We start from the raw sequence: 21,567 nt of genomic DNA, 5'->3' as shown, positions 1-21,567 counted from the left end.
GCGGTACAACTGCGGGCAACCATATATTTGGTTTGCTAGGCGGCTATGGGGTTTTATTAATTATTACTATGCGTCAGTTTTGAAGCAGATTTTATTTTTCGTACATTTTATAAGTCACATCTCTTAAGTAGTATTCATTCATCAAGCAAATAGGTTATTTATGGAACCCATGGTCGTCATCGCAGCGCGTGCTGCTGAAAAAGTCGGTAAAGAGATTTTATACGCGCATCAAAACCGCCACAAAATCGAGCTAGATATCGAGTCAAAAGGACTTGATGGTTTGGTCACCCGTATTGATCGTTTCAGTGAAGAGCTGACGATTGAGACGCTAAAAGCCAGCTATCCAAATCATTCATTCTTGGGTGAAGAGTTTGGTATGCAAGAAGGTCGCGGCGAAGATGCTGACTGGTGCTGGATTATTGATCCGTTAGATGGCACCAAAAACTTCGTCCATGGTGTGCCGCAGTTTTGTGTATCTATCGCTGTGCAGCATAAAGGTGTGACCCAACACGGCGTCATCTATGATCCTGTCCGTGATGAGATGTTTTCTGCCAGCCGTGGTAAAGGCGCGCGTCTAAACCAACGCCGTATCAACGTTAGTGAGCGTAAAACGATTGATGGTGGTTTATTTACTACCGGTCATCCGCTTGAGCGTAAACGCAATGGTGAAGTCATCTCTTATGCCAAGCAGCATTTTGAGAGCTTACAGAAAATCTCTGAAGAAGGTGGTCAAGTTCGCCGTTTAGGTTCAGCTGCGCTTGATTTATGTTATGTGGCAGCGGGTCGTTTTGACGGTTATTTTGAGATGTCTATTAAGCCTTGGGATATTGCTGCCGGTGAGCTAATCGTGACCGAAGCACGCGGCGTGGTGGTTGACCATACAGGCGCGCACAACTCGATGACCTCAGGCTCTATTTTCGCTTGTAATATCAAACTATTAAAACCATTGATGCAAGTGGTTGTCCCAACTTGGGGTGATGCGTTTTAAGCACCGCCTAAGCGTCAACTCTAAGCATCATCTAAGTATAGTTATTGAGACAACTTAATATTAAAAAGCTGGTTCCGTTATGGAGCCAGCTTTCTTGTTTTGCCATTACCTTTATGGCTAATTTTATCTTCAACCGTGATCCCTTGGAACTCAAGCTCCTTACTGGTGCGCTCCAACAGCTGTAACTCTTCTTCAATTAGTATCAGCATATCTTGTACGTGCGGCAAGGCTTTACTACAAGCGGTAATCCCAAATTCAATCTTGTCCAAGTAGCTAGCAAGGGTAATATTCATCGCTTGACCGTCGAATACAATAGAGGCTGGGTATAAAGACTGCAGGCGCGCGCCATTCCAATATAGCGGTTTTTCCGAACCAGGAACATTTGAGATAATCAGGTTAAATGCCTGCTTTTTAGGGAACAGACCGGTTGCCAAATTGATGCCTTCCCATGCATAAGAGACGACACTGTAATTGATAACCTGCGCTTGATTCATACGGCGGAAGCGGCGTTTACCATTATTCATACTGCGATGAATCAGCTCGATTCTGCTGAGTGGATCGTCTAAATGGGTGCCTAAATTGGCCAGTACAAAGGACAACTGATTGCCGGCAACGCTATTATCGGTACGTAATGACATCGGTACAAAAGCAATCAAGGGCTTACTCGGTAGGGCATCTATCGATAGTAAATAGCGACGAATAGCACCAGCACAAACAGCCAGTACCACATCATTTTTACTGATGTTTAAGCGCTCAGCAATATCATTAAAGCGCTGTATCTCATACGACTGGGCAGCAATGCGCCGTGAGGCTGAAATGCGTTTATTGAGCACACTCATCGGCGCGGCAAAGGTGCTGACATAACTGTCGTCGCCATAATTTTTTAAATTATCGAGCAATTCTGTAAATACTGGCTTAATGGTGGAAACTTGCTCTTTAATGATACCCAAAGCAGAGCGCTCTTTAGGTAAAATCGCATCAACTTGGTTGCGATGGCGTGCCATTAACGACCAAATTGGTAATGTAACCGGTTCGGTCGGTGATTGAGATAAGGATTTTTTGACCAGTCGCATCGCCGCGATGCCATCAACCAACGAATGGTGGATTTTAAAATATAAAGCAAAACGCTCAGGAGCGCCTTCGTTTTCTGGCTCAATACCTTCAATGACGTGACATTCCCATAGCGGCATCGCACGGTCTAAGAGACGGCCATGCTCTCTTGAAACGTACATCAAGAGCTCGCGTACACGGGCGGGCTTTGGTAGTGCCACATGATGCAAGTGATGCTCAACATCAAAGTGCTTGTCTTTTTTCCAGAATATTGAATGCTCGAGCACTTGGTTAAAAGGAAAGGTTGGCGGCACCTCAGAGTGTTGCATTTGTTTGACCAATTGACAAACAAAACTGTTATCGGCATTTTCTGGCAATTCAAATAGGAATAGACCCCCAACATGCATGGGTTGTTTACGCGACTCAAGAAGTAAGAACAACTGGTCGACTGCTGTGAGAAGTCGCATAATAAATCCTTTTATGACGATGAATGAAAAATGGCAATAAAATAAATAGGTATTCAGTTAAACAAAGGTAAAGCGTAACTAGAATAAAGCATTTAGCAAAAACGATTAAAAACCTAAAAGTAGTCACAAAAACATCTTAATATAAAAATCATGGATCACGAGACTTTTATTATTTAATTATGCCATAACCCATATTTTTAGCGGCTTAAGCTTATAAAATCAAGAAAATTATAGGCTAAAGTTTAAAAGCTTAAGCTAAAAAGCTACTGAAAAAAGTATCCGGTCTGCGGCGAGCTGGCAGCGGCCATTTTGCGCATCGGCATACGACCGGCCAAAAATGCTTGACGTCCTGCCCAAATAGCATGTTTCATAGCATTTGCCATCATCACTGGATTTTGCGCATTGGCAATGGCTGAGTTCATCAGCACGCCATCACAGCCAAGCTCCATAGCAATCGCGGCATCAGAAGCGGTACCGACGCCAGCATCAACCAATACCGGTACATTAGCATTCTCGATAATGAGGCTAAGCGTATGGCGATTGAGCAAACCAAGGCCAGAGCCAATCAAGCTACCAAGCGGCATAATTGCCACGCAACCCATGCTCTCTAATTCTTGAGCGACAATAGGGTCGTCAGAGGTATAAACCATGACCTCAAAGCCATCATCGATTAACACTTTTGCTGCTTTTAAAGTTTCCATCACATTTGGATAAAGGGTCTTTTCATCGCCCAAAACTTCTAGCTTAACCAGATTATGCCCGCCTAATAGCTCACGAGCAAGCTTACACGTACGAATCGCGGTTTCGGCATCAAAACAGCCTGCGGTATTGGGCAAGATAGTATATTTATCCGGTGAAATGACATCTAATAAATTTGGCTCATTGCTATTTTGACCAATATTGGTGCGGCGAATAGCAACGGTGACAATCTCAGCTTCTGAGGCACCAATAGCAGCACCCGTTTCAGCCATGTCTTTATATTTACCGGTACCGACCAACAATCGAGAAGAGAATGTACGACTGCCGACAGTAAAAGTATCTTTTGACAAGGACTCTTGTGAAAATGACTGAGCGTTGGCAGGAGAGTTTGCGGCTTGTGACATAAGGATAATCCTAATAGCGGGCGAACAAAGGTGTTATTAATGACAATAACAAGGGTGTTACTGTGGTCAATAAGAATTTTTATCAAATATTAGCAGAGGCAAAACATAGATAGGCATTATGGGTCTAAATGCTTGCGATGTTAAATGCTAATAATATAACTGCCTAAATAGCAAAGTCATAAATCCAAACAAAGCCTTGCTACTTGCCTAAAACAAAATGTTATTATAACAAACTCATGCGCGCTTACTGACAATCTTTACCCAGTTTAACGATTTAGGCAGGCGGCTTTAAATAGTCAAGTCAGTAGTATTTTTTAGCATGTATTAGATTGTGTTTTCAAGGCTGTTTTCAAAGCCATTTTCAAAGTTATTTTATAAACTGTTTTATAAGTTCTTTTTTAAATTAGCCACTCACTAGGTCGTCTTTATGCTGCAGCTGCCGTACAGTTTTGCAAAACGCCATCAAATTTTGGCCATTCTTGCTATTGATCCCGAGTTGCCGCCGACACTGGTGTTGACCAAAACCACGCCACTATCCGCCATTAATGAAGCGGTGCGTTTTTTACAGCAGCAAGGCGTGCGCGGCGTACCAAATTACGAAAGTATTAGCGCTGATGATTTTGAAAAACGCATGAATGCTGCTTATGCCGGTAATACGGGTGAGTCGCAGCATATCGCCGCTGGGATTGAAGACCATCCTGACCTTGATAGCTTGGCAGATAGCGTCCCCGAAACGGAAGACTTGATGGACCAACAAGACGATGCGCCAATTATTCGTCTGATTAATGCGCTATTGTCGGAAGCGATACGTTTAAATGCCTCAGATATTCATATTGAAACTTTTGAGAAGCGGCTAGTGGTACGCTTCCGTGTCGATGGTGAACTAAAAGAAATCATTACGCCAAAACGCCAATTGGCGCCGTTACTGGTCTCGCGTATCAAGGTCATGGCCAAATTGGATATCGCCGAAAAGCGCGTACCACAAGACGGTCGTATCAGTTTAAGGCTGGCAGGGCGTGAGGTCGATGTGCGGGTATCGACGCTGCCGTCAAGCTTTGGTGAGCGGGTAGTAATGCGCCTGCTCGATAAACAAGCGGGTCGTCTGAATATGACGTATCTCGGTCTATCTGATAATGACTATAGCGAGCTTAAGCGCTTAATCCATCGCCCGCATGGCATTATCTTGGTGACTGGACCAACGGGCTCGGGGAAAACCACGACGCTATATTCGGCATTGACCGATTTGAACGATCAAACCCGCAATATCTTGACTGCTGAAGACCCTATTGAATTTCAGCTCGATGGCATTGGGCAAACGCAGGTTAATAATAAAGTCGATATGACCTTTGCTAAGAGTTTACGCGCCATGTTGCGACAAGATCCAGATGTGGTGATGGTTGGTGAGATTCGCGATTTAGAAACCGCTGAAATTGCCGTGCAAGCGTCTTTGACAGGACATTTGGTATTATCGACACTGCATACCAATACCGCCATCGGTGCGGTCACACGTTTGCAGGATATGGGCGTAGAGCCATTTTTGTTATCGTCATCGCTGATTGGTGTCGTCGCTCAGCGCTTGGTACGGACGTTATGTACACATTGTCATGGCTGGCAAGCTGCTGATAATGAACAGGCCAAATTATTTACTGAAATTGGTATAGCGTCGAATGCTAAAAATACGGCTACTGAAAAATTAGTAGAGAATACTATTAATTTGCCGAAACCCGTTGGCTGTGATAAATGTAATAATTCAGGCTTTAAAGGGCGGACGGCAATTTATGAAGTGGTGCCGATTGACGATACCTTGCGCCGGATGATTCATAGTAATACTGCCGAGTACGAGTTAGAAGAATACGCCCGTCAGCAGACGCCATCGATACGAGCTGATGGACTACGCAAGGTCATAGAGGGACGGACGACGTTAGAAGAGGTACTGCGGGTAACCAAAGAAAGCGCCCTAACCGATGATGCTATTATTGTATAAAGAAAAACGGTTATTGAGTCAAAAGTCAGTGCAATTGGCTCAATAACCGCGTAATCAAAAAGTTAGTTTGGTTTATTTGTAATAGCGCTGCTATTTTGCGGCGATACACTCAACTTCGACGCTTGCGCCCGCTGCCAGCTCTGAAACACCAAAGGCTGAGCGTGCAGGGTATGGCTTAGCCAACTCTGCTTTATAGACTTTATTAAAGTCATCAAAATCATCCATATCGGTCAGCATCGCCATACATTTGACGATGTCTGATTTTTGATAGCCGTACTTTAACAAGGTTTCATGGATATTATCGAGCGCTTGTTTGGCTTCCGCTTTTACGCCGCCTTTGACCAATTTGCCGTCTTTAAAACCAATCTGTCCTGACATATAGAGCGTATCGCCAACACGTACCGCTTCTGAAAATGGATAATTGCCACCATCACCGAGAAAGACTGGGCTAGATTTGGTGACGGTTGCATTATTAGTCGTTGGCGCTGCATTGGCAGTAACCGCAAAGCCCAAGCCTAATAAACAGGCGCTAATCAGCACTGCTTTAGATAATTGAGTGGTCAGTTTATTAATATATATAGACATGCTTGTCTCCTTATTATAGTGGTATTTCTTAAATCCATTTTTTGGTAGCTATTTGCTTCTCTAACAAATTGAAATTAATTGCTCTCGAGTTCTGGCGTCGAGTGCTTACTGCTTTCTTCACTCTCAGGTTGCTCTGTTTTAGGTTGCTTGTCTTCAGATGGTTGGTCTTCAGACGGCTCATCTTCAGTTTTTTTATTGTCAACTTGATTACTCTCTAGCGCTTTAGCGGCTTTACCTTGACGGCGCGCTTCTAGCTCAGATTTGGGTATCCAAGCCCACGTCATCTCAACGACGATAGGGTCACGGTCGCTATCTGACTCACGGTCATGAATCACGCAAGGAATTACCATTTCACCCTTTGGCGTGTTCAAAATATCCAAGCGCTGCTCGTCTGATAATGACGCCACGGCAGCAATCTGACCTTTTTTAATCGGACGATAAAAATTTACCGAATAAGATTTAATTAATAATACGCGGTCAGAGGGTAGGTTTAAACCCAAAATAAACCCTGTTGCGGTTTCAGCAAGTAAAGTGATGGCAACGGCATGGACTGAGCCAATATGATTTTGCACCGCTTTGGTATTATTTAAGCTGACCACCACTTGATTGGGGTCGACAGTCTCATAATAGATACCCGTTGTGCCCACATACGGCACCACCTTACCAAAGGCTTTCGATAAAATGCTGGCGCGCGCACCCGCCGGTAAATACTTGGTGACAGATAGCAGTTTGGTAAATTGGTTGCTGATAGGTTTTAAGGTGCTATTTGGTTTTTCGACTGGCAATCTTGTGTTGTCAGCTACTTTGGCTGCTCGTTTATTGGTCAGCTTGGTAGGGAGTTTTTTTAATAATCCTGACATACAACATTCCTCAATTTGGAGTGGTTGAATCATATTAATTAACCAAGCTGGTTCATTAGGCTAGCCAACTGGGTTAATTAACGGATGGTTAGAAAATAAGCGCTAAATGAGAAAAGTAACCAGCTTTATCCTAGCAGCTATTTTAACGCTGGCGCATTTCTAACTTAGTAAATTTCTAACTATGGTACATTAAGTGCCGTATCGCTACTATTATTAACATGAACTGCTGCGCTTATAAAATATGACTAACGTAACGATACCTTAAATGTTCGCAATAAATATTAGTAATAACATCGCTAACAGTAAGGTTGCTAAAAATGGTACGACTGAAAAACAGCATCACTGAATGTTAGGTCATCTAATGCAAAAGAGCTACGTTATAATAGCTAGACTTTCACGTGGCTAAAATGCTGAAGTATGGTTGCCGTGATTTTTTAATACTGGATAAGGCTATGCCGGATATGTCTCCTCAAAAACCGACCAATATCATTTATACCGGCGTCGCTGGTACGGGTAAAACCTATCGCTTGCTACAAATCGCGCAGCAATATACCGACTATTTACCAAGGATAAATGACAAGGATTTATTGGGACAACTGCTGCAGGAATTAAACTGGCGTGATGTCGTTTGTTTAATATTTTTGGATTTTAAGTCCAAAAGACAGGACTTAGTCAAGGTGCCAGAAATTGTCAATCATGAGTTTTTTGTTGGCAAAGCGGCGCAAAATGCGCGCGAGAAAAACTTAAGCAATACCGCTTGGTCTGTGCTGCAAATGCATACGCCTGCTAGCTCACAAACGGTGAGTTATAAAAATAGAGCCAGCCAAGCCTATTTTGATAAAGATAATAGCGGCGCATGGTATCTGCTCCCAGAAAGCATGGATTTGTTAAGCGATTTAGCGCAGCAATTAGCCGAGTTTCAGCAGGCGAAGCGCGAGAATAATAGCCAAAATCAAGAGTTTCGCCAACAGCGTTTTAGTATGGTCAGCTTCCATCAGGCCTATGGTTATGAGGAGTTTGTCGAAGGTATCCGCCCTGTGATGGCGGCGACCAGTCCTGCAACGAATAGTTCGTCGCAAATGAGTTACGCCATTCAAGACGGCGCATTTTTAAAATTGTGCCAACGCGCTGCCAATGACCCTGATCAGCGTTATGCGATGCTGATTGATGAGATCAATCGGGCTAACGTGTCACGCGTCTTTGGCGAGCTATTGAGTTTGATTGAATCAGACAAACGTGCTGGCATGTCAAACGCGATGACGGTCCATTTGGCTTATTCAGGGCGAACCTTTAGCGTTCCTGCCAACGTTGATATTTATGCCACCATGAATACCCAAGACCATTCATTAGCGCCGCTTGATATGGCATTACGAAGGCGTTTTCGCTTTATTGACTGCCCGCCGCAGCCTAAATTATTGCCTATTCTTTATCTTTATCTTAATCTCAATCAAGACTCAGAAGCAGTTAATTCAGTAACGCTTAATACAAAAACAGCTAATCCAGCAGAAAACCGTTATCCAACAGAAACCATTGATTTAGCGAAACTCTTAACGGGTTTAAATAATCGCATCACCCAAACGCTAGGGGCAGAGGCGCAACTAGGTCATGCATTTTTATGGTCAGTAGACAGTCTTGAGCAATTGCAAACGGTGCTTATTGAGCAAATCATTCCGCAATTGGCGCAAGCCGCGGCTGGACAAGTGACTATTTTGCAATATATCTTCCAAGATGAGCAGCAGCCGATAAGTGCGCAGTTTATACAAGATAGCCAAGCGCTCATCAATAATGATGCAAATAATTCGGTTAATCCAAATAGTCCAAGTCAACTGTTTGCAGGACATCAATCCTTTCTCGGTCAGTCTATAAGCAGTGGCAATTATAAAATTAATACTGATTTACTAGATAACAGCGCTGAGTTTACAAAGCCGTTTGTCTATCAGCGTTTATATTAACAAGGTTGCTAGCTAGTGATGAGTAGAGTATTACAGTCTGAGGATACAGCGATAGGTAGCAGCATTAATGGTGCTAATAGCGCTAATAGTACTAATAGCGTCAATGCAACTACGACTGATACTCATATTATTACGGTATTTGAACATCAGCGTTTAACAGCGCGTGATTTCATGCACGTAGCGGATTTTCACTGGTTAATGGCGCAGGAATATGCCGTTTTTAGTATTAAACGCCAGCAAGGACAATGGCAGCTAAAGGTTGGCCATTATATTGGTATTATTTTATTGCCAAGTGGTATGACACTTGAGATATTGCCCAAGTTGATGGCAAGAACGTCTACTAAGCACAATCAGCAGCAACCATACGAGCCATCCAAATCTAGCGCTATCAATCAGACGCGCCAATGGGTGCAGGATATGTTGGCTGACTTAACCAATAACAGCCATTCTCAAAGCAAGCTCCCTAATACAAAAAACTTAGGTCAATTTAGCAATCAGTTAGCCGCGCTACCACTCACAGCACTGCCATTATCAGACTGGCTGATTGCGCAGTTTTTACAGCGCTTATCTCACTATCGACCGACCAAGCACTATCAGGCACAAATTCATAACCAAGCAGCGCTACAAGGTCGCTTGCTTATCAAAGAGCAATTACGCCACAATAGTATGCAGCCGCATAAGTTCGTCTGTGAGAGCAGTGTGCTGAGCCAAGAGATGCTTAGTAATAGATTGATTAAAAGTGCGCTGGTTTTACTTGCACCGCTATTTTCAGCATCACCGCCATCATTACAGCAGTGGCAACAAGTAGCAGTATTAAGTCGCTATGAGCTGCAGCGGCTCGAGCTGCTATATCAGCAAGCAAAACACCAGTTAACGCTACAGCCTTTATCTCGACAGCAATTACAAGCGGCGCAGCAGTTACTAGATTTGGCTTATTGGCTATTGCAACAATCTAACGCCCATACCGGTAATGGTATTGATCCGAATCCATCAGCCGCTCTCAATCCCTCTCAACCACGCTTATGTTTATTGATTGATATGAATCAAGCGTTTGAGCAATGGGCAAGCTTGCGTATAGCGACAATATTTCAGCAAGTCAATTTGGCTTATCAGCCCTTATTTCAAACGCAAAGCGTCTGGCTAAACGATGCAGAAGGGCGGGCATGTCTGTCTATTCGTCCCGATTTATTGATATATAAAGCAGCTGCTGACAATGGTGCTTATCTCGGTTTAGGTCAACTTCAAAATCAGGATGATATAGAAGTCAGTGAGAGTGAGAACGCAGGTGATTATAGCTTAGGTCATTATAGCCACGTGATTGATATGAAATGGAAGCACCTAGCGCACGCCGGTGCGATTAGCGCCAATGACGCCTATCAGTTGACCAGTTATGCGCAGGCTTATCGTGCAGAGCAAGTATGGTTGGTTTATCCGGTGCAAGATGATATCAGGCAACCCGTTGAGCTTAAACAACAAGCGTATGATAAAGGTGATCGTACAGAGTGCCGTAAAACACCTGATCGGCAGTCAAATCCCGCCCGATTATGGCTGATACCTTTTAATGTTATTACTGGAAAGATAAATGGTAGCTTGCTTCCAGACGTAAATGTAGTATAATGAGCGCTGTCGAAAACGACAGTATGTATTATGGTTGGTGAAAACCAATATTGCGTTAACGCTATTTGCATTAAGATTTAAGGTTTTTAAAAGAGTTTAACGATTCTTTGAAAATAATCAAAAATAAGTGTTGACACAACCGGCTTTAACCCTTAATATATGCACCTCGATAGCAAGTAACATTAACAAGTTAGCGGTATTACCGATAATAAGTTAAGCAACAAACTATCGTGATAATAGAAAATTTCGGAGTGTGGCGCAGTTTGGTAGCGCATCTGGTTTGGGACCAGAGGGTCGTAGGTTCGAATCCTATCACTCCGACCATCTATTTAAAGAGCCTTACAGGCTTTTTTTTATGTATAATGGTTTAGTTTCTGCTATGCTAAATTTACCAAGATATATAAAAGTCCTCTAAGAGCGCCTGTAGCTCAGTTGGATAGAGCATCTCCCTTCTAAGGAGGTGGCCGCAGGTTCGAATCCTGCCAGGCGCACCATTTAGCCTGTCAATCTTGCCTTTTTGGCAACAGTTATGGCGGTTGTAGCTCAGTTGGTAGAGCCCCGGGTTGTGATCTCGGTTGTCGTGGGTTCGAGTCCCATCAGTCGCCCCATATTTTATTCTGCATTACCTTCCTCACTACCTTCAAAAAATATTAAAATAACTCTATTTGCCATTACTGGCATTTTTTCGTGCCTGTCTGTTTAATATTCATGCGTGTTCTCCATGCTCTCTAAGTTATGATGCTATGCAAACTATTCTGCTGTTTTAATTCTTATCAGTTATAAACTTCCTAGGCATTTAATTATATAAGCGCCTGCTAGCCTTTTTTCGCTTTTTTTCTTATGATAGATGTTTTTGCTGACTTGCTAGGGTTGTCAAATAAATGTTTGATAACTCTTCTTAAATCCAGCTGTTAAATCAAATTATTTGCTTCATGTTTTTAGGTATTTTTAGACGTTTTTTTGCTTCGACTTTATCAAACATAAAACTTCTATCGTCAGTTCAAAATAAAATTGATACGTTAATAGTGATGGGCGATGCGACGGGTATAAATCCTTCTTACTTGCTGCTATCACAGCGGCTAGGAAAAATTTATCCCAATTACACTGTATCGGTTTTAAAGTGAATCCTTTATAGAAAATAAAAATTGCACCTTGAATACTTTAAGAGATTTTGCAGTGATAAGCGCTTTGTCTCTTTTTAAATCTGATGTCTATTACGTACATATTACTGAGGAAGTGATGGATGGACGCACTGAGCGTGTTGCTACAAAATGTGCATTTATTCGAAACGAAATATTATCGTTTAAATGGCGCTGGTCATTGGTCTTATTCAATCACAAGACAGGATACGATTTTATTTTATTTGGTGATGTCGGGTGGTTTTGTTATTGATGTCGGCAATGGCCCGCGAGAAGTGCATGCTGGCGACATGATTATGGTTCCAAGTGCGCATAAGCATGTCAGTTACGCGCTGAATCATCATGGTGATAATGCTGCATCGTTAGATGCGTCATTGGCAAATTGTCAAAAGCATACACTGGATCTTCAGGGTGAGCTTGACGGTGAGCCCAATTCATCGCTGATACTGATTGAATGTAAGTACGATAAGGCGATGATTCGGCCTTTATTGTCCGTCTTGCCAGCGATATTGCCTGAAATTAGCGAAGAAGCTGATGGTCGGTTTGAAGTCATTGATGTCGAGATTCGGCTGCTGACGTTAGAGACTGAACACGAACGTATGGGCAAAGCTGCGGTCATCAATCATTGGGCAAGTATTATGATGATTGAGTGCCTGCGGGTATATATTGAAAGCCTACCTGAAGCGACTGATAATTGGCTCATAGCCATGAAAGACCCGTTTTTGACCAAAGCGCTGGTAGCGATGCATGAGTCGCCAAGCAAAAATTGGACGATTCATAAGCTTGCTGAGGTGGCAGGAATGTCACGCTCAAGCTTTGCGCAGCGTTTCAAGGAAGTGGTCGGCATACCGCCATTGACCTATTTGATGGATTATCGCCTGCGCTTAGCTGCCCGTTATTTGCGGTTGCAGCAAAATAGTATTAGCCGTATCAGCGAATTGGTCGGTTACGCCTCAGATTCGACCTTTAGCCAAGCCTTTAAGCGTGTGTATGGTGTCTCGCCAAAAGCCTATCGCCAGCAGTATCAACAGCAAACGCTTGCTTAGTCAGCTCTTAGCTGTCGTGCATCTTTAAAAAGCGCTCAGGCTATTTATTTGCCTGAGCGCTTTTTTTATTGAAAACTCATTATTAATTGGATGTTTTTACTGCTTAACAGACCCTTTATCACTGAGTTTGATGCCTAGTATTTCGGTGATGGACAGCTGACAATGTACTGAGGTTCAGGTACTATAGAAACATGAGTTGCCCAAGACTAGATGTACTGATGCGCGTTGATGCGTTGATTTCTTAGCAGGTAATATCTCAATCTCATGGTATGACAGCCATGCGATGGTGATAGCTAATATGACTTGGGTAATGTTGATTTTTTGCAGCTGATGGTATTTTATGACTGAACCGACCGCTAAACCAACCGTAACCTTAAATGATGCTCAAGGCGCTACTATGCCTACTAATCATACAGACGACGTTAATAAAAAAGGCGTTAATCAAAAAGACGTTAAAAGTAAGGTAAAAAACAGTCAGCGAACGGTAAAAAATAAGCAAAAAGGTCAAGTGACGGCTGCGCTTGATAAAGCGGCATTATTAGCATTATTTACTTTGCCAAATGCTGAGCATAACTCTGACGAATTATCAGGCGAAAATCTAGCCGCTGAAAAATCAGCATCTAAACAATTACCGCTTGAACAAGCTGGTATAAATAGTGACAACGAAATACCTGCTAATCAAATATCTACTAACCAACTACCTGCCCATCAAACCCTAAGTACTGCCAACACAGAGAACAATGTCGCCGCTCAGCGAGTGGCGCTTTATCGTGCTCAGCATGAGCGTACGCGCCAGCTCTATATGGCGTCTGCTGCGACCCGTCCTACTTATTTGGTACAAACGCTAAAAACACAGTTTGCAGAATATCAGCAATATTTACTGGCGCAGCAGCTGGATAAACGTGGTCTTATGGATACCGATGGGCTAGAGCGCCTATGGCAGCAGCTGCATGTGGTTGATGATATTATCGAAGATATTGTGCGTCATATGCCCGCGCAGCAGCCTGCTGGTTGGCAGTTGACGACGCAAGATGGACACAATCCACTACGCTTTGCTACCATCGGTAAGCTCAAACATGGCAAGCCTATTCTAGATCAAGGCAGTTTGAACAGCTATGTTCTTGGGCACTTTGGGGTTAGCAGCTTTACTTATGACCGCGGCTATTATATTGGTCATGTGGTTGGTTACTTGTTTAGCTGTTACTTCTGCGCCCATTTGTCTATCAGTTATGGGGTTACAGCGCTGGGCCCGCAGGTTGTGAGTGACTATGAATACGCCAGTTTAGAGACGCCGCATATGGTGCGACTGCTACAAGGCTTAGACGGTTATTGCAAAAAACGTATTTATCAGCTCGCAGTTATTTGTGCAAGGTTGAGCGTATTTGCCAGTGATAAGCGTATCGAGCGAATGCTGATAGCTGAGGTCAATGATTTCGATAAAAAGCTGCAACAACAGCATTTAGATGTTTTATTATTACAAGGTTTAATGCCGGATAGTAGTGATTCTACGCCGCTTTTTTAAGATATTAATTCTCTAAAATTTATTTTAAAACGTCGATTTATCACCCTTTTTAACTGACCACCTTAGGATATTCGCTGCTATGCCCGCTTATCATTATAAAGCGTTAGACGACCATGGCAGTGTCCAAAAAGGCTTACTTGAAGGCGATTCTGCGCGGCAAGTGCGCCAGCAACTGCGTGATAAACAATGGACGCCCGTTGAAGTCACCGCCGTCAATGACCGACAAAGCCAAAATAAAAACCGCTATAAAAAACCATCGGCTTATGAATTGGCATTGCTGACCCGTCAATTATCAGTATTACTTGCCGCCGGTATTCCGCTCGAAGAAACCTTAGCAGCAGTTGCTAAGCAATCACCAAAAACTCACATAAAATCACTTATGCTTGCGGTGCGCTCGCATGTGCTAGAAGGTTTAAGCTTAGCACGGGCGTTGCAACAAGCGGCCAGTTTTCCGCCGCTTTATATTGCCACCATTGCGGCAGGGGAAAAATCAGGTCACTTAGATTTAATTCTCAACCAATTGGCAGATTACACTGAAAACCGTTTTGCCCTACAAAAGAAAATCCAAGGGGCGATGGTCTATCCGATTGTGTTGATGGTAATGGCAGTCGGGGTGATTATGGGCTTGATGAGCTTTGTGGTGCCCAAGATTGTCAAAGTCTTTGAGCAATCTGAACAAGCACTACCGCTGATTACCCAAATTGTCCTGAGCTTATCAAATATCATTACCCAGTGGTGGTGGTTGATGCTTTTGGTATTGGCAGGAGCGGCGTTTTTGTTTTATCGCTTTGCCCAAACCCAAGCGGGTAAATTAGCGATAGACAGTATTGTGCTCAGGCTACCGATATTGGCGCGCTTATCAAAAGGGCTTAATGCAGCGCGCTTTGCCAGTACGCTTGCGATATTGGTGCGCTCGGGTGTGCCGCTAATCGAAGCATTACATATTGGCGCGGCGGTCACCACTAACTTACACATTCAAAAAACCATTATCACCGCAGCTGATAGGGTGACAGAAGGCTCAAGCTTATCAAGTCAATTAGACAAGTCCAGCTACTTTCCACCAATGATGGTACAAATGATTAAAAGTGGGGAAAACTCGGGTGAGCTTGAAAATATGCTCAGCCGCGCGGCTAATATGCAAGAAGCGGAAGCGACCAATTTTATCAGCACCTTACTGTCGTTACTTGAGCCGTTAATGCTAGTGCTCATGGGCGTGGTGGTGATGATTATTGTGATGGCGGTAATGCTACCGATTGTGAATATGAATGATTTGGCAGGCTAGTAAACACTGTTTCTTATATATCTAAATCGCTTGAACTTACTTGGTTTACTTTTATCCGACTTAAACTTTCCTTTTATCTACCTTACTAAATCCTGCGCTAGCTTTCTTAAGCTTTGCTCACTGTTGTACATTGTTGAAGACGTGGGCTATATACTTCAGTCCGCTTAGGCATTGGGTTATAGTAGCTAACGTCAATCCGCTTTGACTTTCACTTTGTATTCTAAAGGTTTTATATTATTTATTATCTACTTATATGAGATTTTCCGCTTTTGTCAGGTTTACATTGGCAAAATCAGTAACCGTAAGGATAATCTAATCGCAGCGCTAGATAAAAATAAAATCATGGTCTATAGTGATAATCGATTCAATATTTATTAAGACCCCGCTAATATTACCTGAGCGCTCCTGACCACTTATATAACTGTGACGATAAAAGCGATGATTATGACTAAAAAAAACCAAGTAAATATAATGACGCAGACTGTTATTAATAACGCTCAAACACCTGTCGCTATTGTGAATGATGATAGCAAAACGACGGTGCGCGGCCATCAGCCAATGCGCAGTAGCCAGTCTGGATTTACCCTCATTGAGATTATGGTGGTGATTGTGATTTTGGCTATCCTTGCAGGTTTAGTGGTGCCAAAAGTGGTCGGGCAAAGTGATAAAGCTCGCGTCAAAACCACTGAAACGGCGCTTGCTACGGTCTCCAATGCCCTTGATATGTACAAAGTTGATAATTCACGTTATCCGACGACGGCGCAAGGTTTAGAAGCCCTAACCACACCGCCTGCTGACGCCAAAAACTATCCCGATGGCGGTTATATCAAAGGTGGCTATCCGACTGATGGTTGGGAAAACGAGTTGCAATATGTCGCGCCAGGTAGCGAAGGTCGTCCTTATGATTTATTTTCATTAGGGGCTGATGGGCAGCAAGGCGGCGAAGGGCAAGACGCCGATATTTATGCCCAGTTATAAGCTGCGCCTTAAGGTTATTAGATTAAAGTGATTAGCGCTGAGCAACATAGCGTTTTCTAACACTTTACTGATTAAAGCGGCGTTAGAATTTCTATATATCAACCAATAAGGCTTTATTGGTTGATATTTTTTATGAAAGCATAAAATAAGTATTATGTTAGTAAGTACCATGCTAAATAGACGCCCACCATATACGTTCAGCCTTTTTAATCAAAATTCATTACAAACAGTTATTAAAAGTAACCTTTAAAACCCGCTATCAAAGGTAGTTATTTATGTTTATCAAAACAGCCACGCCAGTTATCAATAAACGCCTTGCTAAAAAATCCCATCTATTTTCAATGGTGCTTATAAGCACTTCGTTGATGACAGGATTATCAACAATTTCAATGAGCGCGCAAGCAGCAGGACTGGGTGAGCTGTTTGGCAATAATAATGCAGCGCAATCGAAGTTTTTGCCGGTCGATAAAGCCTTTCAAGTGGGCAGTATTACCAAAGCGACCTCTAAAGGTACGCAGTTATCGATTACTTTTGATATTACGCCCGGGCATTACGTTTATAAAGACAAGCTTACTGTCAGTTTTCCTAAGGGCATCAGTGCCACGCCGTTTAGCTTCAGTCAGTCGCCAGTGTCTATTGATGATCCAACCTTTGGTAAAGTGCCTGTCTTTACGCAAAAAAATATGGTCGCAACCACCACGCTGACCACCAATAATGGCAAAGGCGCCAAAAATGTACCGGTTATCATTGGCTGGCAAGGCTGCTCCAAAGCGGGGCTATGCTATCCGCCAGAGAAAATCAAAACCACGGTAAATATTGCTACGGTACGTAAATAAATAATCTCCTAAGCAAATAATCACGTAAATAGATAGCGCTTCAATTCAAGCAAGCATAGGTAATACATAGCATATTAGTCATCAATAGGTAGCGTTTCATGTCCATTAAGACAGCAGAAAAAACTTCATCGCAAACAACGATTCGTGCTTCCAAAAAGTCGTATCTCTTAGCATTTACTATCGCCAGTGGCTCGTTATTTACCGGTCTTTTACCGACGGGACTGACTGCGCTAGTTGCTACTGGAGTGAGCGCGACCTCCATGTCCACGCAAGCGGCAGGACTGGGTGATTTATTCGGTAATAAAAGCGCTGCCCAACCGAAGTTTTTGTCAGTTGATCAAGCTTTTCAGGTCAGCACTAGTAGCAAACCTGCCGCTAATGGCACGCGCTTAGCGATTAATTTTGACATTACGCCTGAGCATTATGTTTATAAAGACAAAATTAAACTGACCCTGCCAGCGGGCGTTACTGCTGCACCTTTTACCTTTAGCCAAAAGCCAATTTCAATCGATGATCCAACTTTCGGGCGCGTACCGGTATTTGATCAAACCAATATAGTTGCCAGCACCATTTTGACCAATAGTAATGGCAAGAGCTTGGATAATGCTGCTGTGACGATTGGTTGGCAAGGCTGCGCCAAAGCAGGGCTGTGCTATCCACCTGAAAAAATCAACACCACGGTTAATATTGCTGCCGCAACGCCAAATTCTGCCGCAAATAGCGCCAGTACTTCCGCTACAAATTCTGCAACGAATGATAGCGTTGCAGACAGTGCCCAGTTATCTACAAGTGCAACTGATACTAATAATGCTGCTGTAGAGCAAAATCCGTCAGATGATGAAGTGGTTGATTATGCCTTGCTAGATGATGAGGCTTTAGAGGCAGAGCTTGGTGCTAGCAATACCATTTCTGGCGCCGATGAACAGGTGGTAGGTGGCAATGTCACAAGTGAGGCAGTAAGCGTTGGCGCTGCAATAAATAATGCTGCTGCAACAGACAAAAATACAGTGACTGGCAATAATGCGGTTGATAGCGATCCATTTGGTTTGGCTTCTCATCCGTGGTTAGCATTAGTATTATTATTTTTGGCAGGGTTAGGTTTGGCATTGACACCATGCGTGTTGCCGATGCTACCGATTGTCGCCAATATCGTTGCTCGCGAAGATAACCCAACGGTGAAACGCGGTGTTATTTTGACCAGCAGTTATGCTATTGGTGTCGCAACGGCTTATGGTATTTTGGGTGCGGTCATCGCTGTGTTTGGCGAATCCTTAGGTATTATCGGTTGGCTGCAAAACCCTATTATCTTGATTAGCTTTGCCATTGTCTTTGTCCTACTGGCGTTATATATGCTAGGTGTGTTTAGCATTCGTCTGCCAAGTTTTATTAGCCGTAAAATGCAGGGCTTAAGCCAAGCAGGGGATAGCAAACTTGGTAGTACGGGCGGTAGTTTAATCGCCGGTTTCTTATCTGCTTTAGTAGTATCGCCGTGTGTTTCTGCGCCATTATTTGGTGCGCTGCTTGCGGTATCGACGATTGGTAGTCCGCTACTTGGGTTTGCCGCCTTATTCATGCTGGGTTTTGGTTTATCAGCGCCGCTTATCTTAATCGGTGCGACCCAAGGTAAAATCATGCCCAAAGCTGGCGAGTGGATGAACTGGGTTAAGCAAGGTTTTGCTTTATTACTCTTTGCCGTTGCACTGTTATTGATTGAGCGCGTCTTTATCTCGCCTGTGATGCTGATGGTATGGGCACTATGGTTTATGGTCGTGGCAATGTGGGCGTGGAGCTGGTTGGGTAAAGGTCGTATGCTGACCCAAGCGCTGGGGCTGATTGCCGGTATTTGGGCGGCTTGTTTAATTATTGGTGCCGCATTGGGTAATGATGATAGCTTACATCCGCTGGCGTCATTAAGCGCCGCGCCGATGATGCAAACGACGTCAGGTCAGCCACTGGCCAATAATAATGCGACAGACGAACATATCACCACCCTTGCCGAGCTCGATACAATTATCGCTGCCAACCCCAAAGTCATTGTCGATTTGACCGCTGACTGGTGTGTTGAATGCCGGATTATGGATAAGAATTTATTTCATAATCGTCCAGCACAGATGCAAGACTGGCAGTTGGTGCGACTTGATATCACAGAAACCACAGCCGATTCTAAAGCTATCTTAGCGCGTTATAAATTATTTGGTCCGCCAGCATTGCTGTATTATCAAGACGGTCAATTGACCAATCAGCAAGTTGGTGAGATTGGTCGCTCAGAGTTTGAACAAACCTTAACGACACTAAACCAATAATGCCATTTAGATAAGTCTTTCTTTATTCTTAATAGAAAAAAGCCAACGTCCTTTAATAATAGGGCGTTGGCTTTTTTACTTTTATTAAATAGCGTGTTTAGTTTATGCGCTAAAGTCTTGGTTTCGCGGCACTTATTCTTATTTAGCTTATTATTTATACTGGTATTATGCAGCGATAACGCTAGTATAGTACACATATTTTCATTACAATAAAGCAACATTGCCGCAGGAGCATTACCATACGTAATGGCTGCCTTTTATGTCCCAATTTATTGATTTTCTTTTAGTTCTTATTCTATTTTAGCGTTAATGCTAATGGCTATATTAATTATCTCATATACTCTGCTGACGATGGTGTCAGTTAGATAAAGGACACTTATGCTTTTCCATATTACTCCGCAGCGCACCTCTTTGCCCTTTATTAAAGCGCGAAAACACACCAACTCTCAGATGCCTAAACGCTATTTAACGATAGCGGTCGGTATGGCGCTTACTTGTTTTACGCTGCAAGGCCATGCGGCAAATGGCGGTGAAATTTATGAGGATTTGCCTGTAGAGGATATCGCATTTGAAGCTGAAGTGGATAAGTCCTCAAAAAGTGTCAATAAGCGCGTCGTAAATCCAAATGCTGCCGCGCAAAGCGATAAAGTGATAAGTAAAGATTTCGTCGCGCAGCAAGCACGATTGTTTTATGAATGTACCCAAGTTCAGACCAGTGCGGCCCGTTTGGCTTGCTTTGATAAAGTGGCAGAAGAAGGCAAAAAGCCAAGCTATACCACCACTAAGCAGCCAGTAGATTTGGCAAAAACCTTTCAAAGCACGCTTGCCGGTAATCCACAAGTTGTCCTTGTAGAAGAAAATAGCACCGTCATGACGAATGGCAATGCGGCAGCCAATGGTGCGGCAGACAGTCAGCCTGCGGATACAGAAAGCTTAGATACCGTTGGACTGACGCAAAGAGAAGCTGAGGTATTAGAAAGCGTGGGGGTCACCCAAACGGACATCGAAAAATTCACCCCGCTAAGCTTGTCTTATGATTTGGATAAAAACAGTGAGCGCGGGAAGTGGACGGCTAGACCGTACCGACCGACCTATATACTACCGATATTTTATACCTTTGATCCCAATTTAGGCCCAAATACACCGTCGCAACCTGCAGAGCCTTTAACGTCTAATGATACGCGTAATACTGAGCTAAAATTCCAGCTGTCTTTAAAGACCAAAGTCATGGAAGATTTGTTCGATACCAGTGCGGATTTATGGTTCGGTTATACCCAAGAGTCGCATTGGCAAGTTTATAATGAAGACAACTCGCGACCATTTCGCGCGACCGACTATCAGCCTGAGATATTTTTGACTCAGCCAGTGTCAGCCGACTTGCCTTTTGGTGGCCGTTTACGCATGTTGGGCGCGGGGGCAATTCACCACTCTAATGGGCAAGATGATCCCTTATCACGCTCGTGGAATCGTGCGTATCTCATGGCAGGGGCAGAGTGGGGCAAGCTGTCGGTTATACCGCGTCTATGGGCCCGCGTTAATAATGAGAGCTCTAGCAGTGAAGACAATCCAGATATTGAAGATTACATGGGTTATGGTGATATCAAATTCTTATATGACTTACCTGCGCAACAGAGTATCAGCGGTACCTTGCGCTATAACCCAAGCACCAATAAAGGCGCGGCGCAAGTCGATTATGTCTATCCATTAAGCAAAAACGTCAATGCCTATGTACAGCTATTCCAAGGTTATGGCGAGTCCATTATTGATTATAATCATGAAAACACCTCTATTGGTTTTGGTATCATGCTTAACGATTGGAAAGGATTCTAATATAAGCGCGTCTATAGGCATCGTC

At 43.4% G+C, this 21,567-nt stretch carries 15 protein-coding genes and 3 tRNA genes; 14 read left to right on the top strand and 4 right to left on the bottom strand.

Features of this window, described 5'->3' with window-relative positions:
* The first annotated feature begins 160 nt into the window (after positions 1-160).
* Positions 161-988, top strand: a complete 828-nt coding sequence (locus ACP7AA_RS06960) for an inositol monophosphatase family protein (protein WP_201562429.1) — start codon at positions 161-163, stop codon at positions 986-988.
* 77 nt (positions 989-1,065) lie between these two features.
* Here ACP7AA_RS06960 and ACP7AA_RS06955 read toward each other — a convergent pair whose 3' ends face one another.
* Positions 1,066-2,505, bottom strand: a complete 1,440-nt coding sequence (locus ACP7AA_RS06955) for a WS/DGAT/MGAT family O-acyltransferase (RefSeq protein WP_426223064.1) — start codon at positions 2,503-2,505, stop codon at positions 1,066-1,068.
* A 263-nt stretch (positions 2,506-2,768) separates the two neighbouring features.
* The gene (locus tag ACP7AA_RS06950) at positions 2,769-3,608 is read right to left on the bottom strand and encodes a thiazole synthase (RefSeq protein ID WP_426223063.1); all 840 of its coding nucleotides are present in this window, start codon (positions 3,606-3,608) and stop codon (positions 2,769-2,771) included.
* A gap of 427 nt (positions 3,609-4,035) precedes the next feature.
* On the opposite strand from ACP7AA_RS06950, the gene gspE reads away from it, so the two are divergent.
* A complete protein-coding gene (gspE, locus tag ACP7AA_RS06945) occupies positions 4,036-5,592 on the top strand; it encodes a type II secretion system ATPase GspE (protein WP_426223062.1) in 1,557 nt (518 codons plus the stop codon).
* Between the two features lie 90 nt (positions 5,593-5,682).
* Here gspE and ACP7AA_RS06940 read toward each other — a convergent pair whose 3' ends face one another.
* Together ACP7AA_RS06940 and ACP7AA_RS06935 are read right to left on the bottom strand one after the other, a co-directional pair.
* Positions 5,683-6,177 (bottom strand): RidA family protein, encoded by a 495-nt coding sequence (locus ACP7AA_RS06940; RefSeq protein ID WP_426223061.1) that lies wholly within the window; start codon positions 6,175-6,177, stop codon positions 5,683-5,685.
* A gap of 74 nt (positions 6,178-6,251) precedes the next feature.
* Positions 6,252-7,037 carry a DUF4442 domain-containing protein gene (locus tag ACP7AA_RS06935; protein WP_426223060.1) on the bottom strand — a complete coding sequence of 262 codons (786 nt, stop codon included), beginning with the start codon at positions 7,035-7,037 and terminating at the stop codon, positions 6,252-6,254.
* Between the two features lie 461 nt (positions 7,038-7,498).
* On the opposite strand from ACP7AA_RS06935, the gene ACP7AA_RS06930 reads away from it, so the two are divergent.
* The 12 genes from ACP7AA_RS06930 to ACP7AA_RS06875 all read left to right on the top strand — a co-directional run bounded on the left by ACP7AA_RS06930 (position 7,499) and on the right by ACP7AA_RS06875 (position 21,542).
* Positions 7,499-8,989, top strand: coding sequence for an McrB family protein (locus ACP7AA_RS06930; protein ID WP_426223059.1), 1,491 nt, complete (start codon positions 7,499-7,501; stop codon positions 8,987-8,989).
* A gap of 18 nt (positions 8,990-9,007) precedes the next feature.
* Positions 9,008-10,606, top strand: coding sequence for an McrC family protein (locus ACP7AA_RS06925; RefSeq protein ID WP_426223058.1), 1,599 nt, complete (start codon positions 9,008-9,010; stop codon positions 10,604-10,606).
* Positions 10,607-10,853: 247 nt separating this feature from the next.
* Positions 10,854-10,930, top strand: a tRNA-Pro gene (locus ACP7AA_RS06920).
* Positions 10,931-11,023: 93 nt separating this feature from the next.
* A tRNA-Arg gene (locus tag ACP7AA_RS06915) sits at positions 11,024-11,100 on the top strand.
* A gap of 38 nt (positions 11,101-11,138) precedes the next feature.
* Positions 11,139-11,214, top strand: a tRNA-His gene (locus tag ACP7AA_RS06910).
* A gap of 635 nt (positions 11,215-11,849) precedes the next feature.
* The gene (locus ACP7AA_RS06905; RefSeq protein ID WP_426223057.1) at positions 11,850-12,791 is read left to right on the top strand and encodes an AraC family transcriptional regulator; all 942 of its coding nucleotides are present in this window, start codon (positions 11,850-11,852) and stop codon (positions 12,789-12,791) included.
* 340 nt (positions 12,792-13,131) lie between these two features.
* A complete protein-coding gene (locus ACP7AA_RS06900) occupies positions 13,132-14,313 on the top strand; it encodes a hypothetical protein (RefSeq protein ID WP_426223056.1) in 1,182 nt (393 codons plus the stop codon).
* A 79-nt stretch (positions 14,314-14,392) separates the two neighbouring features.
* Complete coding sequence (gene gspF / locus ACP7AA_RS06895) at positions 14,393-15,595, top strand: type II secretion system inner membrane protein GspF (protein WP_281490478.1); 1,203 nt, start codon at positions 14,393-14,395, stop codon at positions 15,593-15,595.
* Positions 15,596-16,153: 558 nt separating this feature from the next.
* Positions 16,154-16,573, top strand: coding sequence for a type II secretion system major pseudopilin GspG (gspG, locus tag ACP7AA_RS06890; RefSeq protein ID WP_426223274.1), 420 nt, complete (start codon positions 16,154-16,156; stop codon positions 16,571-16,573).
* A gap of 275 nt (positions 16,574-16,848) precedes the next feature.
* Complete coding sequence (locus tag ACP7AA_RS06885) at positions 16,849-17,409, top strand: protein-disulfide reductase DsbD domain-containing protein (protein WP_426223055.1); 561 nt, start codon at positions 16,849-16,851, stop codon at positions 17,407-17,409.
* Between the two features lie 98 nt (positions 17,410-17,507).
* Positions 17,508-19,712: a protein-disulfide reductase DsbD gene (gene dsbD / locus ACP7AA_RS06880; RefSeq protein ID WP_426223054.1), complete on the top strand. Its 2,205-nt coding sequence runs from the start codon at positions 17,508-17,510 to the stop codon at positions 19,710-19,712.
* Between the two features lie 378 nt (positions 19,713-20,090).
* Positions 20,091-21,542, top strand: a complete 1,452-nt coding sequence (locus ACP7AA_RS06875) for a phospholipase A (protein ID WP_426223053.1) — start codon at positions 20,091-20,093, stop codon at positions 21,540-21,542.
* Positions 21,543-21,567 lie beyond the last annotated feature (25 nt).

Source organism: Psychrobacter sp. DWR1-2-3 (assembly GCF_049896465.1).
Classification (GTDB): domain Bacteria; phylum Pseudomonadota; class Gammaproteobacteria; order Pseudomonadales; family Moraxellaceae; genus Psychrobacter; species Psychrobacter maritimus.
This window is presented reverse-complemented; position numbering and strand designations above follow the sequence as displayed.

Coding starts and splice junctions, on each gene's coding strand:
- ACP7AA_RS06960 (WP_201562429.1), top strand. CDS start 161: ATGGAACCCATGGTCGTCATCGCAGCGCGTGCTGCTGAAAAAGTCGGT.
- ACP7AA_RS06955 (WP_426223064.1), bottom strand. CDS start 2,505: ATGCGACTTCTCACAGCAGTCGACCAGTTGTTCTTACTTCTTGAGTCG.
- ACP7AA_RS06950 (WP_426223063.1), bottom strand. CDS start 3,608: ATGTCACAAGCCGCAAACTCTCCTGCCAACGCTCAGTCATTTTCACAA.
- gspE (WP_426223062.1), top strand. CDS start 4,036: ATGCTGCAGCTGCCGTACAGTTTTGCAAAACGCCATCAAATTTTGGCC.
- ACP7AA_RS06940 (WP_426223061.1), bottom strand. CDS start 6,177: ATGTCTATATATATTAATAAACTGACCACTCAATTATCTAAAGCAGTG.
- ACP7AA_RS06935 (WP_426223060.1), bottom strand. CDS start 7,037: ATGTCAGGATTATTAAAAAAACTCCCTACCAAGCTGACCAATAAACGA.
- ACP7AA_RS06930 (WP_426223059.1), top strand. CDS start 7,499: ATGTCTCCTCAAAAACCGACCAATATCATTTATACCGGCGTCGCTGGT.
- ACP7AA_RS06925 (WP_426223058.1), top strand. CDS start 9,008: ATGAGTAGAGTATTACAGTCTGAGGATACAGCGATAGGTAGCAGCATT.
- ACP7AA_RS06905 (WP_426223057.1), top strand. CDS start 11,850: ATGGACGCACTGAGCGTGTTGCTACAAAATGTGCATTTATTCGAAACG.
- ACP7AA_RS06900 (WP_426223056.1), top strand. CDS start 13,132: ATGACTGAACCGACCGCTAAACCAACCGTAACCTTAAATGATGCTCAA.
- gspF (WP_281490478.1), top strand. CDS start 14,393: ATGCCCGCTTATCATTATAAAGCGTTAGACGACCATGGCAGTGTCCAA.
- gspG (WP_426223274.1), top strand. CDS start 16,154: ATGCGCAGTAGCCAGTCTGGATTTACCCTCATTGAGATTATGGTGGTG.
- ACP7AA_RS06885 (WP_426223055.1), top strand. CDS start 16,849: ATGTTTATCAAAACAGCCACGCCAGTTATCAATAAACGCCTTGCTAAA.
- dsbD (WP_426223054.1), top strand. CDS start 17,508: ATGTCCATTAAGACAGCAGAAAAAACTTCATCGCAAACAACGATTCGT.
- ACP7AA_RS06875 (WP_426223053.1), top strand. CDS start 20,091: ATGCTTTTCCATATTACTCCGCAGCGCACCTCTTTGCCCTTTATTAAA.